We start from the raw sequence: 16,208 nt of genomic DNA, 5'->3' as shown, positions 1-16,208 counted from the left end.
CGACCGCTATCGAACCAGTGTGACCGTGACGACCCGTGGACCGGGGTCCTTTTTGAACTACCTGCCGAAAGCGAGGTATGAGCGAGGAGTTCGACGTCGTGCCGCCCGAGGCCATCCGAGAGGGGCGGGCGACCGACGCCTACTTCGACCGGACGATGGAGGCACTGGACCACGCCGGCAAGAACCCCGACGTGGTCGCAGAGGTGACGGCCAACCAGTTCGCTACCGGGACGTGGAAGCTACTGGCGGGGCTGAAAGACGCCGCCGGACTGCTGGCGGGGCGCGCGATAGACGTCGACGCCCTCCCCGAGGGCCAACTGTTCGACGGCGGCCCAGTCATGCGAATCGAGGGCCCCTATCAGGAGTTCTGTCGGCTCGAGACGGCGCTGCTTGGCTTTCTCTCGCACCCGACCGGCGTAGCGACTCGGGCACTGGAAACCCGGCACGCAGCGCCCGACTCGACGGTGCTGTCGTTCGGTTCGCGGCACGTCCACCCGTCGCTGGGCGCGATGATCGAGCGCTCGGCCCTGCTGGGCGGACTGGACGGCTTCTCGAACGTCGCCGCCGGCGACGTCCTCGGTCGCGAGGCCGGCGGAACGATGCCCCACGCGCTGGTCATCTGCTTCGGTCGAGGCCACCAAGAGGCCGCGTGGCGGGCCTTCGACGAAGCCGTCCCCGAAGAGACGCCCCGCATCGCGCTGACCGACACCTACTCTGACGAGGTGGACGAGGCCCTGCGGGCCGCGGCGGCGGTCGAGGACCTAGACGGCGTGCGCCTCGACACGACCGGCTCTCGGCGCGGCGACTTCCGCTACATCGCCCGAGAAGTTCGCTGGACGCTGGACGCCCACGGCCACGAAGACGTGGACGTCTTCCTCTCGGGCGGCCTCGGCCCCGAACAGCTCCGGAATCTGCGGGACGTGGCCGACGGCTTCGGCGTCGGAAGCTACGTCTCGAACGCCGACCCGCTGGACTTCTCGCTCGACATCGTCGAAGTCGACGACGAACCGGCCGCAAAGCGCGGGAAGTTGACGGGGAAGAAGTCGGTGTACCGGACCGCAGACGGCGGCCACCACGTCGGTCTCGCCGGCCGCGAGGGACCGGCAGACGCCGAGTCGCTCGTGGAACCCCTGCTCCGGGACGGCGAACTAGTCCGCGAGTTCGACCTCGACGCGGCCATCGAGCGCGCCGCCGCCGACGCCGAGGCGGTCGGGTTTGCGAGCGAGAACCGCGAAGCGGAGTAACCCACCACTCGTCGCCGGCGGGATGACCGACGGTTTCTGACGACGACGCAACCGACTGTTGCTGCCAGTGACACGGCCGCCCAGTTTCCGCCGGTGACGCAAACCGACTGGGTGGACTGAAAGGGGCCGGGCGGTCGCGTCGGAGAGAAGTCGCCTGCTCGACCACTATCCGAGCGAGGCACGAGCGAGGATATGTCGGGCAGCGACCGCGACCGTCCGGGGGCTTTCGACAGCACGGTTACGGAAACGCTCTCAGCGGACCGGTCGGGGGCTTTCGACAGCACGGTTACGGAAACGCTCTCAGCGGACCGGTCGGGGGCTTTCGACAGCACGGTTACGGAAACGCTCTCAGCGGACCGGCCGGGGGCTTGCCGCTGGAGCGGTATCGCTGTCACACCGGACGAACGGTTGTCCACGTTCGCAACCGAACCGAGTGACCGGGGTTAAGTTCACAGCGACGCTACGAGCGGACATGGCAGACCGCATCATGAAAGTCAACGCGTACACCACCTTCGACCTGCTAGACGGCACGGTGGAGGGCCACGGCTTCGACGAGGAGGCGCTGGCGGTGCTGAACGTCACCGCACCCCGGAAGAACCCCGACCACGTCGAACTGCAACTGGAGATGGACAACACACAACTGGACGCGGTGAAGCCCCACGCCGACACGGTCACGCTCTCGGCGGCACAGGCCCGCGAACTCGCCGCCGAACTCGAAGAGTACGCGGAGAAAGTCGAGGCCGCACAGTCCGAGTAGGGGCGTCGGGAAGGGGTTCTACCGTGCGCAGGCGAGTTACCGTGTTGCTGTGACGCTTCGGGCAATCTTGTCGAGTCCCGCAAGTGCCGTGAGGAGCACACCGGCGACAAAGTAGTTCGCTCCTTGCACTTCCACGCCCCACAACCAGATGAGTGTCTGAACGAGAACGATAAACACGACGCCAGCGTACGCGAGGTACTTCTTAGACAATTTATAGTACAGCGAATAGAGTGCATAGATGCCGACCGCGTAGAAGACTCCAAAAAAGATGCCAGTCTGAAATGCAACGCTATCGAATCCGACATTGTAATGGATCAACAATCCACTCCCAATAGTTTCAGCTATTGGGCCGATAAGTATACACAGCACCCACGGTGGATACTCCGAATCAGGCATGAAATTCAAGTTTCAGGTGTTGTTTTAGATACTGTTATGGATTAGGTATAAATATATGGCTGTCAGGCTTGACAGCGGTCGGAATCATTCCATCTGCATCTCGGTCGTTCCAGTATCCGGAGTACTGGTATCGTATCGCGGGAGCATAAGCCCCATATCCACCGATGTCCTGATCAACAGCAGCAATAGTTGCCGTTTCAGTGTCATATCCCATCGAGATGAGGCCGCCAACGGCACCCCCAATAAACCCACCAAAGGCCGCACCAGCTGTACTCCCTTCTGGACCAACAATGCTTCCAACGAGAGTACCGAAAGCACCACCAACCGCCGCTCCGCCGACCACTGATAGTGGTTTGGTAGCATCAATTGTCCCACCAGCAAAGTAGTGCTCTGGATATCCACTAATCGATTGGCATTCTTGACCAATGGGGAAGTCGTAGGCATCCCACCGGTCAATCCAATCCGGAGCAGAGGGTAACCGGCCGATATCTTGCGTTGTGACTCCGTCTTGGCGCATAGCTGCCTGGGTTGACTCGTCTACTCTGTCGAGTTTCAACTGACCGTTCTCTACTGCTCCAACGAATCGGGTAGTAGTGTCTTCCTTTCTATCGTGTGCTGTTACGAGTACGGACTCTACTGTTGTCTGGCTAGTTGCGTTAACCCCATTATCTACCTGTGGTTCCACTTCAAACACCCAGCGGGACTTAGTTTGCCGAGGAGTGTGGGAGCGACGACCACGCTCAGTGCGGTTAGACGGAGCGCGTTCTCCGTTGGAGGCAGATACAGTACCTGAAACGGTAGTAATCCCGGCAGCGGCACCGACTTTTCGAAGGAAGCTTCGTCTGGTATTAGCCATCGTAGGCATATTACATTAACTTCGGTACTATCAAAAAAAAAAGAATTTGCCAGTGAAACATTCATATTCAGTTACTTTTATCAGCTATGAGAAAAGGAGATCTGTGACCATGAAATGGTATTCAAAGCGAGCTTTTGAATCTGCATTTAATTATTAGTATTTGCTGAAGTGAGAAATAGTGATTTCTTCGGCGCAGACCTGCGAACTCGAAGAGTACGCGGAGAAAGTCGAGGCCGCACAGTCCGAGTAGAGCGCTTTCTTGCGGTTTGTCGGCGTGTGAACGACCCGGTGGTTCTTTGATGTGTCGCCACTTACCACGGGCCATGTCGACCGACGCGCCCGGGAACCCCGCGGCACGGGAACTGGGGTACTGCCCGTGCTGTGGCTACCGGACACTACCGAAAGGACGGCCGGGGTCCTACGAGGTCTGCCCGGTGTGTCACTGGCTCGACGACCCGACCCAGTTCGGCGACGTCGACTGCGTCAGCGACACCAATCACGTCTCACTGGCGGCGGCACGAGAGAACTTCCGCGAACACGGGGCCTGTGACCCCGACGAAGTCGAGTCCTGCGTCTCGCCCGACGGGTTCGACCGGGACCCCAACTGGCCGTACGACAGGTAAATCACTATTACCGACCGGTGGCAACGCGCCGGGTATGGGCGAACAGCGACGGGCGGACATCTCGCCGGAGGAAGCGTTCGCGCTGGTGGGTCACGAACTCCGCATCAGCATCCTTCGAGCGTTGGGCGAGGCCGACGGCCAGCGACTCTCGTTTTCGACACTTCGTGAGCGTATCGGTGAGCGTGACAGCGGGAAGTTCAACTACCACCTCTCGAAGTTGGAGGGGCGGTTCGTCGCGAAGACCGGCCGAGGAGTGTACGCGCTGACCTACCCCGGTCACCGAGTCGTCGATGCCATCCACAACGGCGCGTTCCACCGACAGGACGGCGTCGACGCCGAGCCAGTGTCGGGGTCGTGTCTCGACTGCGGGGGTGGGCTGGCATTTACCTACGACACGCTCGAAGGCGGTCGGGTCGCCTGCGTCGAGTGTGGGCGGCGGCATCTGCGTCACCCCTTCGACCCCGGCGGACTGGTCGACCGGAGCGGCGACGAGATCGGGCGCGTCTTCGACCGGGTGGCACGCAACACGTGGGCACAGGCACAGACAGACATCTGTCCGGTCTGTGCCGGACACGTCAGGCGGTGGCTCAGAACGGACGCACCACCGAAGGCCGTCGCCGTGCCGGGGCATCCCGTCACCGTCGGCTTCGACTGCCGGCAGTGTAGCTACCACGGGAACGTCCCCACCGGGGTACTCCTGTTGTCACACCCGGCGGTACGGGGCTTCTGTTACGAGAACGGGGTCGACCTCCGGAGCGAACCGCTGTGGGAACTGCCGTTCGTCGTCGACCCGGACGCCGTCACGGTGCGCGACGACGACCCGTGGGAGGTGGCGGTGACCGTCGCCGTCGGGGACGAGGAGCGTGTGGCCGTCGTCGACGAGACGCCGACGGTCACGGCGTTCGATTAGTCGTCAGCGGGGGCGCCGGGGCACTGCTCGGCGGGATGGCTGGGGTCGATACCGGCGTAGGCGACGGCCCGTTCGCCCAGTTCGGTCAGTCGTTCGCGGTCCGCGTCGGGGAGTGCCCCGTCGATAGCGTGCGAGTCGGTGATGGCGGCCTGATGGGGGAGCACCCACGCCTCGAACGCCCGACAGACGCTTCTGAGATGTTCGAGGGCGGGGAGGGGGAAACTGCCACCGGAGACGGCCAGCAGACCGACCGTGGTGTCGTCGAACTCGTCGAAGCCACAGTAGTCGAGCGCCGTCTTCAGCGGCGACGAGTAGGACCCGTGGTACATCGGCGTTCCCAGCAGTACCGCGTCGGCGGCCTCGATACGGTCCGTGAGCGCCTCGACGTCGGCGGGCGGGGTCGCGTTCGGGTCGAACGCGGGCAGGTCGTACTCACGCAGGTCCAGCAATTCGGTTCTGGCACCGCGTTGACGGGCGGCCGCGAGGGCACACTCGGTCGCTTTGCGGGTGACACTTCCGTCGTTCAGGCTCCCGGCGACGCCGACGACCAACGGCCGGGACGGGGTCGATGACATAGGAGAGTCGAGGGGCGACCCCTCCCTTAATGTTTCCAGACCTACATTTCTGTAGCCGCGTTTACTGAAACTCAGTTCAGGCGGCCAGCGAGACGTCCAGATACAACATGACGATAGCGCCGCCCATCAGCCCCAGCGTCGCGATGCGCTCGTGACCGTTCCGGTGGGTCTCGGGGATTATCTCGTCGGAGATGACGAACAGCATCGCACCCGCTGCAAAGCCCATCGCGTAGGGGAGCAGCGGTTCGACGAGGGTGACGGCGACGGCGCCCAGAACCGCCAGCGGGATCTCGACCACGCCCGCTCGGATGCCCGCGACGACGGCGTACAGGCGCCTGTCGAGGCCGGCGTTGATGGCCGCCACCGACACCGCCAGCCCTTCCGGGATGTTCTGGATGCCGATGGCGAGCATCAACGCGAGCGCGCCGCCGAGTTGCGACGGGTCGCTGGCCGCCGCGCCGAACCCGACGCCGACAGCGAGCCCCTCGGGCATGTTGTGGAGCGTGATGGCGAGGATGAACAGGACGACGCCGGCCAGTCGCTGGTCGTCGACTGGCAGCGTCTCGCTCTGGCCGGCGGCATCGGTCCGCTTACTCCCGGTCAGGAGGTAGTGGGCGTGGGGCAGGAAGCGGTCGGCCTGGTCCAGAAAGAGCGCGCCGAGGCCAACGCCGACCAGCGTCGGAATCGGGTTCCCGCCGGAGTACTCCTCGATGCCGGGGATGATGAGACTCGTGAACGCCGCCGCCAGCATGACGCCGGCGGCAAACCCCAGCGCGGTGTCGAGTGCCTCCTGCGAGGGGTCTCGCCACACCAACACGAGCGACGCTCCGAAGAGGTTCAACGTCGCGATGACGAGGCCGCCGACCAGTCCCAACACGAGCGGGTCGGTGCCAAAGAGCGACGAGAACGTCTCGGCGAATCCTGACTGCATGGTCGTTGCCTGCGGGACGCCGACCTTTGTAGCTACCGTCCGAGGACCCCGGAAGGCTTTTTTCTGCCGTCGGCGGAGACGGGGGTGATGGAACGTGCCACGCGCGGTGTCGCTCTCGTCGGCCTCAGCCTCCTCCTCCTCGTCGGAACGCTCGCGGTCGGCGCGGCGACGGCACCGGACCGCGGTATCGGCGGCGACGGCAGCGAGGGCGCGACGCTCGTCGGGTCACAGGGCGGCGGCCCCGGATGGCACGAGAAGGGGAGCGTCTACCTCGTCGAAGACGGCTCTATCGCGTGGCGCGAGGGCAGCGCCGACAGCTACTTCGACGTGACGATGCTGCCGGACGGCACCGTGATGGCCGGGTTCATGCACTCGGGCTACGAGTCCGGGTGTGGCCCCTACGACGCCCCCTGTACGAAGACCGGGTTCCGTATCATCGACCCCGACACCGAGGGCGGGCCGAGCGTCGTCTCCGAGTACGCCTTCCCGGTCCGCACCGCGAAGAACAGCGAGACCCACGACGTCGAACGGCTGGATTCGGGCGAGTACCTGCTCTCGGACATGGAACACGAGCGCATCTTCACCGTCCGGAACGAGACGGTGACGTGGCAGTGGAACGCCTCGTCGTTCTACGACGCGCCGCCGGACGTGACCGAGCGCGATTGGCTCCACATCAACGACGTCGACGCCGTCAACCAGACCCACTACCTCGTCTCGGTTCGCAACGCCAACCAGATTCTCCTGATAGAACGCGGCGAGGGCGTCGTCGAAGTGATAAACGAGGACCGGGGCGGCGACGACAGTTCCTGTCTGGGCAACGGGCAACTCTCGGACTTCGACGGCGACGGCGACGTGCGCTGTGGCAACCCCGAGCTACTCGACCACCAACACAATCCCCAGTGGCTGGGCGAGGGCGCGGTTCTGGTCGCGGACTCGGACAACGACCGCGTGGTCGAACTCCACCGCGAGGACGGGCGCTGGGAACCGGTCTGGACGCTCGAACGGGCGGGCGGCATCGACGTCCACTGGCCCCGTGACGCCGACAGACTGGACAACGGCAACACGCTGGTCACGGACACCCTGAACAAGCGCGTCTTCGAGGTGACGCCGAACGGCACCGTCGTCTGGAGTACGGGGACCCCAAGCGACTCGCCGATTCCCTACGAGGCCGAGCGACTGCCGGAAGGCGAGCGTGCCGGGGCACAACAGTACGGGACGGCAGACGGCGAGAGCGGGGCCGGGACCGCCACCGAAGCGGCGACCGGCACCGGGACGGCCACCGACGGCGGGCGGATTCCGGGCCTCTCGCTGGCGCTGGTCGGCGTCCGAGCGGTGGCCCCGTGGATACCGTTCTGGTTCGGCGAGACCCACCTCGCCCTCTCGTTCGTCGCGATAGTCGGCGTCGCCGCCGGGAGCGTCGACTGGTATCGCCAGCGGGACTGACTCAGAACGGGCCCGACGTCCCGACCAGCCGTCGCATCTCCATCGCCGACGCGAAGTCCGCCCGGGTGACGACGTGAACGCCGTCTGGGCCCTCGATGAGGGCCGCGCTGGCCCGGGCCGTATCGAGTTCCACAAGCGCGTCGAACGCGGGACTGTCGGCGGCCATCCGGGGCAGGTCCGTCTCCATCAGGTCGGCGACGGTGTCGGCCTCGCGCTCGGCCTTCGAGAGGGCGCGGAAGTCCTCGATGGTGACGACTCCGATCACCTCGCCGTTCTCTGTGACGGTGAACTCCGAGGAGCGGTCGGCGAACATCCGGTCGACCAGGTCCTCGATGCTGGCGTCGGCCTCGACGGTCAGAGCCACGGGTCGGGCGACGTCGCCGACTGTGAGGCCGTCGAGCAGGTCAGACAGGGCGACGGTCCGGGACTCGCCGGTGGCGGCGGCGTAGATGAACAGTGCCAGTAGAATCAACAGCGGGCTAAAAGTCAGCGCTCCGAAGACGGCAAAGAGCACGGCGAAGGCCGTCCCGATACGGGCGGCGATGCGGGTCGCGGAGGCGTACGGACGGTTCCGCGCGAGCAGCGCCCGCAGGACCCGCCCCCCGTCCATCGGGAACGCCGGGACCATGTTGAACACCGCAAGCAGGACGTTCGTCACGGCCAGCCACCCGACGACGAACAGCGTGACGGTCGCACTGGCCGGGAGCGTGAGCACTCCGGCGTAACAGACCGCGCCGACGGCGACGCTGGTTATCGGGCCGGCGACGGCGATCCAGAACTCCCGGTTCCACTCTCTGGGCATCTGCTTGAAACTCGCCAGCCCACCGAGAATCCACAGCGTGATCGACTCGACTTCGAGGTCGTAGCGCATCGCCGCCCACGCGTGGCCGAGTTCGTGGAGGGTGACGCTGACGAACAGGCCGACGGCGGCGAGCGTGCCGACGAGCCACGGGGTCGTTCCGGCCTGCAGGCGGACGAGGTCGAGTTCGGTCCCGGCGAGACCACCGACGATGCCGGCGTAGAACTCTATCTGTGCACCGCTCCCGATGAGCCACGCGAGTACCGGCAGAAAAACCAGTAGGGAGATGTTGACACGAATAGGAATCCCCCACACTGTCGTGATGTGGTAGTTTCGCACGCTCGAACGGACGGGTGGGAAACGGTAATATCTTCGGCTCAGATCCCGGGGACTCGGGCCCCGAGGGCGGCGGTGGTGGCCGCGAGGTGTCTCACAGTGCGCCGACGAGCAGGCCGACCACGAGCGAGAGCAGCGAGGACCACGCGACACCGTTCGGCGACCAACGAACAGCGTCTTTGCCGGGCCGAGAGCACAAGAGTGAGAACGATGCCGGGCCGAGCCGTCCATATGGTCGACTGGGACGTGTATCTGGTGACGGGCGAGTCGCTGTCGGCGGGCCGGACCACCCGCGAGATAGTCCAGCGGGCAATCGAAGGCGGCGTCGGCGTCGTCCAGTTGCGCGAGAAGGGCCGAACCGTCCGCGAGCGCTACGAGATGGGCCGCGAGATCCGGGCCCTCACCCGCGAGGCCGGCGTTCCCTTCGTCGTCAACGACAGAATCGACCTCGCACAGGCACTGGACGCCGACGGCGTCCATCTGGGCGACGACGACCTGCCGGTCTCGGTCGCCCGCGAGATACTGGGCGAGGACGCCATCATCGGCCGCTCGGTGTCGTTCGTCGCGGACGCCGAGGCCGCCGAAGCGGCCGGCGCGGACTATCTGGGCGTGGGGACGGTGTACCGAACCGGGTCGAAAGACGACATCCCCGACGAGGAACACGGCGTCGGCCCGGAGCGAGTCGCAGACATCGCCGCCGCTGTCGACATCCCCATCGTCGGCATCGGCGGCATCACGGCCGAGAACGCCGCCGAGGTGAGCGCGGCAGGGGCCGACGGCGTCGCGGTCATCACCGCCATCACGCGGGCCGAGGACCCCGAAGCGGCGACGGCGGCGCTCCGCGAGGCCGTCGAACGAGGGAGAGCCGAGCGGTGACTACGCGGTCAGTTTCCGTCTGAGTCGCCGCTCGTCGACGCGGTACTTGAACGCCGGGGACCCGTCGAGCAGGACGTACGGGACCCGTTCGCCGTACTCCTCGCGCAGTTCCTCGTCGGTGTCGACGTCGACCAGCGAGAGGTCGAGCGCGACGCCCTCGTCGTCGGCGACTCGTTCGATAGTGTCGATAGCCTCCTCACAGAGGTGACAGTCCTCGCGCGTGTACACCGTGACCGACACGTCGCTCATCACCCGGCCGTACCCGCTCGACGGGCAAATGCCCATCTGTTTCGCCGAGGGGTTTCTGTGTGTTCGTCCCCAACGACGGGCTATGGCAGGGTGGACCGCCGACGATATGCCGACGATGGAGGACAGGACCGTGGTCGTGACCGGGGCCAACAGCGGCCTCGGCTACGAGGGAACGAAAGCGTTCGCCCGGAAGGGCGCGACCGTCGTGATGGCGTGTCGGAGCGTCGACCGAGGCGAACGGGCGGCCTCGGAGATTCGCCACGTCGACGGCAACGCCGACCTCGACGTCCGGGAGTGTGACCTCGCCGACCTCGACAGCGTCGCGGCGTTCGCCGAGGGCGTTCGCGAGGACTACGAGGCCGTCGACGTCCTCTGTAACAACGCCGGCGTGATGGCCATCCCGCGACAGGAGACGGCCGACGGCTTCGAGATGCAACTGGGGGTGAACCACCTCGGTCACTTCGCGCTGACGGGCCACCTGTTCCCAGCCTTGCGGGCGAGCGACGGCGAGGCCCGCGTCGTCACGCAGTCCTCGGGCGCCCACGAGATGGGCGAGATGGACTTCTCGGACCTCCAGTCCGAACGGGACTACGGGAAGTGGGCGGCCTACGGCCAGAGCAAACTGGCGAACCTCCTCTTTGCCTACGAACTCGACCGGCGACTCGACGACCACGGCATCGACGACGTCCGCAGCGTGGCCTGTCACCCGGGCTACGCCGACACGGACCTCCAGTTCCGCGGCCCGCGCGAGATGGGGTCGTCGCTCCGGATGGCCGGGATGAAAGTCGCCAACGCGCTGTTCGGCCAGTCGGCCGCACAGGGGGCGCTCCCGATGCTGTACGCCGCGACGGCCGACGACGTCCTCGGCGGCGAGTACGTCGGCCCAGACGGCCTGTTGGAGATGCGCGGCCATCCGGAGTTCCAGCAGTCCAACGAGGCGTCCAGAGACGAGGGCGACGCCGACCGTCTCTGGGCGGTCTCCGCGGAGTTGACCGGCGTCGCATACGACTTCGAGACGGCGACGATACAACACTAGCTTTTTCCACGGACGCGGCTGAACTGCCGGGCGATGCAACCCGTCGAGATAGCGGTCAGACTGCTGGCCGGAGTCGGACTCATCCTCGCCAACGGCTTCTTCGTCGCCATCGAGTTCGCCCTGACGCGGGCTCGGCAGTTCACCGAAGACGAGTTCGTCAGCGACGGCAACGCCGCCTTGGAGCGCGCGTGGGAGATGACGAACGACCTCGAGATATATCTCACCACCTGTCAGGTCGGCATCACCGCCTCCTCCATCGCGGTGGGTATCGTCGCCGAACCCGCGCTCGCCGTACTGTTCGAATCGGTGTTCACCGAGTCGGGGCTGGCCGGTATCGGTCTCGGAGCCGCTATCGCCTTCCTCATCATCAACCTCGTCCACCTGACCCACGGCGAGCAGACGCCGACGTATCTGGGGGTCGAGCGGTCGCGGTTCGTCTGTCGCTACGGCGCGACGCCGCTGTACTGGTTCAACTGGCTCATCTCGCCGCTCATCACGCTCGGGGACGCCGTCGCGAAGTGGACGCTGCGACTGTTCGGCATCGAGATGACCGGCGCGTGGCTCGAAACCGAGGAGGACGTCATCGAGTCCCGGGCCGACCTCCGGAACAAACTCGGGTCGGTACTGAACGAGGGCGGCCTCTCGGAAGAACGCCGCGAGGAGGTGCTTGCGGCGCTCCACGCCGGCGACCAACAGGTCCGGGACGTGATGGTCCCCGCCGAAGACATGGTCGTCCTGTCGACGAGTCTCGACGAGACCGAGAACGCCCGCCGAGTCGCCGAGACGCCCCACACGCGGTACCCGCTGGTCGGCGAGGACCTCGATGACTTTCTGGGCATCGTCTACGTGCCCGAACTCGTCCGCGAACACGGCGAGGAACCGATCGACGGCACCGTACTCGGCGGTATCGACCTCGAATCGATCGCGGCCCCGCCGATGGCGATGACCGCAGAAACAAGCGTCAGCGACGCCATCGACCGGTTTCAGGCAGAGAGTCAGGAACTCGCGCTCGTCCTCGAAGACGGCGAAGTACTCGGGATGCTCACCGTCACCGACGCGCTAGAGGCCGTCGTCGGCGACATCCGTGACCCGATGGACGAACAGGCCGGCGTCGCCTAGCGCGTCGACGCGGTCGTTCTCCGGGCCGCCGACGCCGACGGCTTCTCGAACCCGACCGCCACGCCGACGTGGCCGAGCGCGCGGGAGTCACTGACCGATACCGCCGCTCCCGTGACCACGGGACCCGGATATTTCATGTAGAAATAACGTATACTATATACATAGATTGTTTCGAAATCGCCGTACGTGATGGGTCATATGTTATTAAATATGATTGATAGATCCGAACGATTCATAACGGACTTCCAACTATGTGGAAGATGTACATCATGTCAACAGCAGACATCCGGAGCGTCCTGCGCGGAGGCGGAGACCGGTTCATCTACCTCACGTCCGCGCTGGCCGCACTGAACGGTCTCCTGTTCGGGTTCGACACAGGCATCATCTCGGGGGCGTTCCTCTACATCAACGACACATTCACGATGTCGCCGCTGGTCGAGGGCATCGTGATGAGCGGCGCGATGGCCGGCGCCGCACTGGGCGCCGCCGTCGGTGGGAAACTGGCAGACAGACTGGGGCGTCGCAGACTGATACTCCTCGGGGCTGGCGTGTTCTTCGTCGGGTCGCTGACGATGGCCATCGCCCCGTCCGTCCCGGTGCTCGTCGCCGGCCGACTGATAGACGGCGTGGCCATCGGCTTCGCCTCTATCGTCGGCCCGCTGTACATCTCCGAAATCGCGCCGCCGCGCATCCGCGGGGCGCTCACCTCGCTGAACCAACTGATGGTCACCGTCGGGATTCTGGCGTCGTACTTCGTCAACTACGCCTTCGCCGACGCCGGCGCGTGGCGCTGGATGCTCGGCACCGGGATGATTCCGGCCGTCATCCTCGCGGTGGGGATGCTCAAGATGCCCGAGAGCCCCCGCTGGCTGTTCGAACACGGACGGAAGGACGAGGCCGAGGCCGTCCTCCAGCGGACCCGACAGGGTGACGTAGACGAGGAACTCGAAGAGATAGCCGAGACCGTCTCGAAGCAGTCCGGCACGGGCGTCCGAGAACTCCTCGAACCGTGGCTCCGCCCGGCGCTGATCGTCGGTCTGGGACTGGCCGTCTTCCAGCAGATCACCGGCATCAACGCGGTCATCTACTACGCGCCGACCATCCTCGAATCGACCGGGTTCGGGAGCACCACCTCTATCCTCGCGACGGTGGGCATCGGCGTCATCAACGTCGTCATGACCGTCGTCGCCATCGCGCTCATCGACCGCGTCGGCCGCCGCCTCCTGTTGCAGGTCGGCATCGGCGGGATGGTCGTCACGCTCGGCGTCCTCGGGACGGTGTTCTACCTCCCCGGGTTCGGCGGCGCACTCGGCTGGATCGCCACGGCGAGCCTGATGCTGTTCGTCGCGTTCTTCGCCATCGGCCTCGGGCCGGTGTTCTGGCTCCTCATCTCGGAGATCTACCCGCTCGCGGTCCGCGGGAGCGCGATGGGGACCGTCACCGTCGCCAACTGGGGGGCGAACCTGCTCGTCTCGCTGACTTTCCCGATGCTGACCGCGGGCGTCGGCAAGCCCTCGACGTTCTGGCTGTTTGGCGCCTGCAGTCTGGTCGCACTGCTGTTCACCTACCGACTCGTCCCCGAGACGAAGGGGCGCTCGCTGGAGGCCATCGAGGCAGACCTCCGCGAGAACATCGGCACACCCACAGAAGCCGCGGACTGAAGCGCGGTCACCCCTGTCCTCGACCGGCAGACGGGCCGTGTCACACGAACGCAGGACACCCGTCTGACGAGAGTATTTACCCACCCGTACCCTGTTTCGAATCCGATGAACGAGACGTTCCTCGACCTCGAAGAGGTCGAACTCGAACTGGACGAGGCGTTGCTCGAAGCGGTCGACGAGAAGGCGTTCGCGGACCACCGCGACAACCGCGACGCCGCGATACGGGACCTGCTCGACGAGTGGCTGAAGCGTCGCGACGAGGAGTGAGGGCTGTCGTCGACGGTCAGAGCCCGACGGCCTCGCCGAGTGCGGGCGCGCTGGCCGTGAAGCCGTCGGCACGCAACTCCTCGGCGAAGGCCGCCGTCCGGTCGCCGTGGTTGATGAGGACCGGCGTCTCCCGGTAGCTATCGAGGAATTCGAGCAGGCCGTCGCGGTCGGCGTGGGCCGAGAACTGGTGGAGTTCCACCTGCGCACTGACCGGCATCACGCGCCCGTCGAGTTCGGCGCTGCCCGTCTCTAGCAGTTCCCGACCGGGCGTCCCCTCGACCTGATACCCCGTCAGCGCCACCTTGTTCGTCGGGTGCTGTCGGATGGCTGGGACGTAGGTCATCGCCGGGCCGCCCGAGAGCATCCCGCTCGTCGTGATGATGACGGTGTTTTGCTTCGCGATGCGTTTTCGCTGGCCGTCACGACCGTCGACGAAGCGCGCAGACGACGTCGCGCCGGCCAGCGCGTCGGCGTCACGCAGGAACTCGGGGTGACGCTTCAGTTGCGTCGTGACTCGCTGGCCCATCCCGTCGACGTAGCAGTCCACGTCGTGGGCGGCACAGACGAGCATCGCCTCCTGCGTGCGGCCGATGGCGAAGGCGGGGACGACGACGGTACCGCCCTGCCAGACGGTCTGCTGGATGCTCTCGGCGAACCGTCGCTCGACGGCGTCGCGGGCCTCGTGGGTCACGTCGGAGTAGGTCGACTCACAGATTACGGCGTCGGCCTCGGGACGCGCGGTGGAGGGAGCGACGAGTCGCTGGTCGCCGGTGTGGAAGTCGCCGGTGTACAGGAGACGGGTGTCTCCATCGTCGACGAGGACGTGTGCGCTCCCGGGGATGTGGCCGGCGTTGTAAAGCGTCACCTCGTAGCCGGCCGCCTCGAAGGACTCGCCGTAGCCGTGAGTCACGGAGGCCTGTGTGAGTCGGCGCACGTCGGTGTCGGTAAAGGGACAGCGCGGGGTCGAGCCGTGAAGTTTCAGCGTGTCTTCGGCGAGCGTCGTCGCGAGGTCACGGGTCGGCGGCGTCCAGTGGACCGGCGGCAGGTCGCCACTCGACATCAGTGCGGGGACGGCCCCGACGTGGTCGAGGTGGCCGTGGCTCACGACGACGGCGTCGGGGTCCACGTCGCCGACGGGGTACTGCGGCGGTGACTCGCTTGCCATTCCGTAGTCCAGCAGGAGACTGTCGTCGACGAGCACGGCGCTCCGGCCGATCTCGTCGGCACCACCGAGGAACTGGACCTCCATCGGCGTCGAGTACGGCCCTCGTCGGTTAGTGTTCGTCGGTCCAGTTGCCACCGTCGGCGACGTCGACCTCGACTTCGTTTCGCCGCATGAACGGCGGCGTCCACGGGTCGTTGTACTGGAGGACGACGGGGTCGCCGCGGGTTTCGATACCTCGGTCGGCGAGCGTCTCCAGTAGCGCCTCGCGTTCGCCGGCGACGCGGTCGGCGGTGGCGTACCACCCGAACGCGCGGACCGCGGCCGTCCGCGGCGGGTCGACGACGAGGCGGACGGTGGAGTCCGTCGGTGCCGGTGCCGTCGCCGGGGTGTACTCCGCGGGGAGGTAGAACGCCATCGTGACCGGGCCGTCGTCCGCGTCGTCCGTGCGGACCGGCGCCGTCATCTCGACGGTCGCGCCGTCCGTCGCGACGGGTGCCGTCATATCGACATCCTCGCCCGCCTCGTTCTCGCCGGAGATGTACCGGAACAGGCGGCGGAACGCCGCGCCGGCGGTGGGCGCCGTCGTCTCGACGAGGACCGTGCGGGGATAGCGGCGTATCTCGACGCCGTCGAACTCGTCGAGCGTCTCGTAGGGGACGCGTTCTGTCGTTCTAGTTATATACAGACCCCAGCCGACCCAGAGCATGACGGCGGCGGTGAGCGTCGCGAAGAGTTTGCGGGTTCGTACGGCCATACGAGGAGAGACGCACCCCGGTCACAAAGAATGTAGGCGAGCTAATGGTTCAGGAGCGTCGCGTCGCAGTCTCGCGGTATGTGTTCCTTGTTAGCACCCGGATTGAGGCGCGGTACCAATAGCACATAAACAATTATTATGATTGGGCGATAAGGTGAACCTGTCATGGCGACACGCCAGCAGACACCGACGACGTACCACACGTGCAGCT

General features: G+C 65.7%; 18 protein-coding genes. 10 read left to right on the top strand and 8 right to left on the bottom strand.

What is annotated here, in order from left to right; all coding sequences use genetic code 11:
- The first annotated feature begins 77 nt into the window (after nucleotides 1–77).
- Nucleotides 78–1,244: a nicotinate phosphoribosyltransferase gene (locus NDI85_RS15685; protein WP_310916311.1), complete on the top strand. Its 1,167-nt coding sequence runs from the start codon at nucleotides 78–80 to the stop codon at nucleotides 1,242–1,244.
- A gap of 472 nt (nucleotides 1,245–1,716) precedes the next feature.
- Nucleotides 1,717–2,001 carry a DUF6360 family protein gene (locus tag NDI85_RS15680; protein WP_310916310.1) on the top strand — a complete coding sequence of 95 codons (285 nt, stop codon included), beginning with the start codon at nucleotides 1,717–1,719 and terminating at the stop codon, nucleotides 1,999–2,001.
- 36 nt (nucleotides 2,002–2,037) lie between these two features.
- Here NDI85_RS15680 and NDI85_RS15675 read toward each other — a convergent pair whose 3' ends face one another.
- Together NDI85_RS15675 and NDI85_RS15670 are read right to left on the bottom strand one after the other, a co-directional pair.
- Complete coding sequence (locus NDI85_RS15675; RefSeq protein WP_188999931.1) at nucleotides 2,038–2,397, bottom strand: hypothetical protein; 360 nt, start codon at nucleotides 2,395–2,397, stop codon at nucleotides 2,038–2,040.
- Between the two features lie 34 nt (nucleotides 2,398–2,431).
- A complete protein-coding gene (locus NDI85_RS15670; RefSeq protein ID WP_188999934.1) occupies nucleotides 2,432–3,082 on the bottom strand; it encodes a glycine zipper domain-containing protein in 651 nt (216 codons plus the stop codon).
- A 494-nt stretch (nucleotides 3,083–3,576) separates the two neighbouring features.
- On the opposite strand from NDI85_RS15670, the gene NDI85_RS15665 reads away from it, so the two are divergent.
- Together NDI85_RS15665 and NDI85_RS15660 are read left to right on the top strand one after the other, a co-directional pair.
- Entirely contained in the window at nucleotides 3,577–3,876 is a 300-nt protein-coding gene (locus NDI85_RS15665; RefSeq protein ID WP_166967801.1) for a CPCC family cysteine-rich protein, read from the top strand.
- A 34-nt stretch (nucleotides 3,877–3,910) separates the two neighbouring features.
- Complete coding sequence (locus tag NDI85_RS15660) at nucleotides 3,911–4,786, top strand: helix-turn-helix domain-containing protein (RefSeq protein ID WP_310916309.1); 876 nt, start codon at nucleotides 3,911–3,913, stop codon at nucleotides 4,784–4,786.
- On the opposite strand, the gene NDI85_RS15655 is transcribed toward NDI85_RS15660, so the two are convergent.
- Together NDI85_RS15655 and NDI85_RS15650 are read right to left on the bottom strand one after the other, a co-directional pair.
- On the bottom strand, nucleotides 4,783–5,361 hold the full coding sequence (locus NDI85_RS15655) for an NADPH-dependent FMN reductase (RefSeq protein ID WP_188999940.1): 579 nt from the start codon (nucleotides 5,359–5,361) through the stop codon (nucleotides 4,783–4,785). The two genes, NDI85_RS15660 and NDI85_RS15655, sit on opposite strands and share 4 nt — an antisense overlap.
- Nucleotides 5,362–5,437: 76 nt before the next feature.
- A complete protein-coding gene (locus tag NDI85_RS15650) occupies nucleotides 5,438–6,292 on the bottom strand; it encodes a ZIP family metal transporter (protein ID WP_188999942.1) in 855 nt (284 codons plus the stop codon).
- Nucleotides 6,293–6,379: 87 nt separating this feature from the next.
- On the opposite strand from NDI85_RS15650, the gene NDI85_RS15645 reads away from it, so the two are divergent.
- A complete protein-coding gene (locus tag NDI85_RS15645; protein ID WP_310916308.1) occupies nucleotides 6,380–7,735 on the top strand; it encodes an arylsulfotransferase family protein in 1,356 nt (451 codons plus the stop codon).
- 1 nt (nucleotide 7,736) lies between these two features.
- Here the strand turns inward: NDI85_RS15645 and NDI85_RS15640 are convergent, their stop codons facing one another.
- Nucleotides 7,737–8,873: a site-2 protease family protein gene (locus NDI85_RS15640; protein ID WP_310916307.1), complete on the bottom strand. Its 1,137-nt coding sequence runs from the start codon at nucleotides 8,871–8,873 to the stop codon at nucleotides 7,737–7,739.
- 228 nt (nucleotides 8,874–9,101) lie between these two features.
- Between NDI85_RS15640 and thiE the strand changes: the two genes are divergently transcribed.
- Nucleotides 9,102–9,746 (top strand): thiamine phosphate synthase, encoded by a 645-nt coding sequence (gene thiE, locus NDI85_RS15635; RefSeq protein ID WP_310916306.1) that lies wholly within the window; start codon nucleotides 9,102–9,104, stop codon nucleotides 9,744–9,746.
- Here thiE and NDI85_RS15630 read toward each other — a convergent pair whose 3' ends face one another.
- Nucleotides 9,747–9,995, bottom strand: a complete 249-nt coding sequence (locus tag NDI85_RS15630) for a glutaredoxin family protein (RefSeq protein WP_166967787.1) — start codon at nucleotides 9,993–9,995, stop codon at nucleotides 9,747–9,749.
- A gap of 82 nt (nucleotides 9,996–10,077) precedes the next feature.
- On the opposite strand from NDI85_RS15630, the gene NDI85_RS15625 reads away from it, so the two are divergent.
- The 4 genes from NDI85_RS15625 (at nucleotide 10,078) to NDI85_RS15610 (ending at nucleotide 14,078) form a co-directional block, all read left to right on the top strand.
- Nucleotides 10,078–11,031 (top strand): oxidoreductase, encoded by a 954-nt coding sequence (locus NDI85_RS15625; RefSeq protein ID WP_310916305.1) that lies wholly within the window; start codon nucleotides 10,078–10,080, stop codon nucleotides 11,029–11,031.
- A 33-nt stretch (nucleotides 11,032–11,064) separates the two neighbouring features.
- Nucleotides 11,065–12,150 (top strand): hemolysin family protein, encoded by a 1,086-nt coding sequence (locus NDI85_RS15620; RefSeq protein ID WP_310916304.1) that lies wholly within the window; start codon nucleotides 11,065–11,067, stop codon nucleotides 12,148–12,150.
- Between the two features lie 269 nt (nucleotides 12,151–12,419).
- Nucleotides 12,420–13,811: a sugar porter family MFS transporter gene (locus NDI85_RS15615; protein WP_166967781.1), complete on the top strand. Its 1,392-nt coding sequence runs from the start codon at nucleotides 12,420–12,422 to the stop codon at nucleotides 13,809–13,811.
- 105 nt (nucleotides 13,812–13,916) lie between these two features.
- A complete protein-coding gene (locus NDI85_RS15610) occupies nucleotides 13,917–14,078 on the top strand; it encodes a ribbon-helix-helix protein, CopG family (RefSeq protein ID WP_166967779.1) in 162 nt (53 codons plus the stop codon).
- A gap of 16 nt (nucleotides 14,079–14,094) precedes the next feature.
- Here the strand turns inward: NDI85_RS15610 and NDI85_RS15605 are convergent, their stop codons facing one another.
- Complete coding sequence (locus NDI85_RS15605) at nucleotides 14,095–15,327, bottom strand: MBL fold metallo-hydrolase (protein ID WP_188999964.1); 1,233 nt, start codon at nucleotides 15,325–15,327, stop codon at nucleotides 14,095–14,097.
- A gap of 25 nt (nucleotides 15,328–15,352) precedes the next feature.
- Nucleotides 15,353–15,997 (bottom strand): heme-binding protein, encoded by a 645-nt coding sequence (locus NDI85_RS15600; protein ID WP_310916303.1) that lies wholly within the window; start codon nucleotides 15,995–15,997, stop codon nucleotides 15,353–15,355.
- Between the last annotated feature and the right edge of the window lie 211 nt (nucleotides 15,998–16,208).

Origin of the sequence: Haloarcula sp. S1AR25-4 (assembly GCF_031624555.1) — an archaeon.
GTDB classification, from domain to species: domain Archaea; phylum Halobacteriota; class Halobacteria; order Halobacteriales; family Haloarculaceae; genus Haloarcula; species Haloarcula pellucida.
This window is presented reverse-complemented; position numbering and strand designations above follow the sequence as displayed.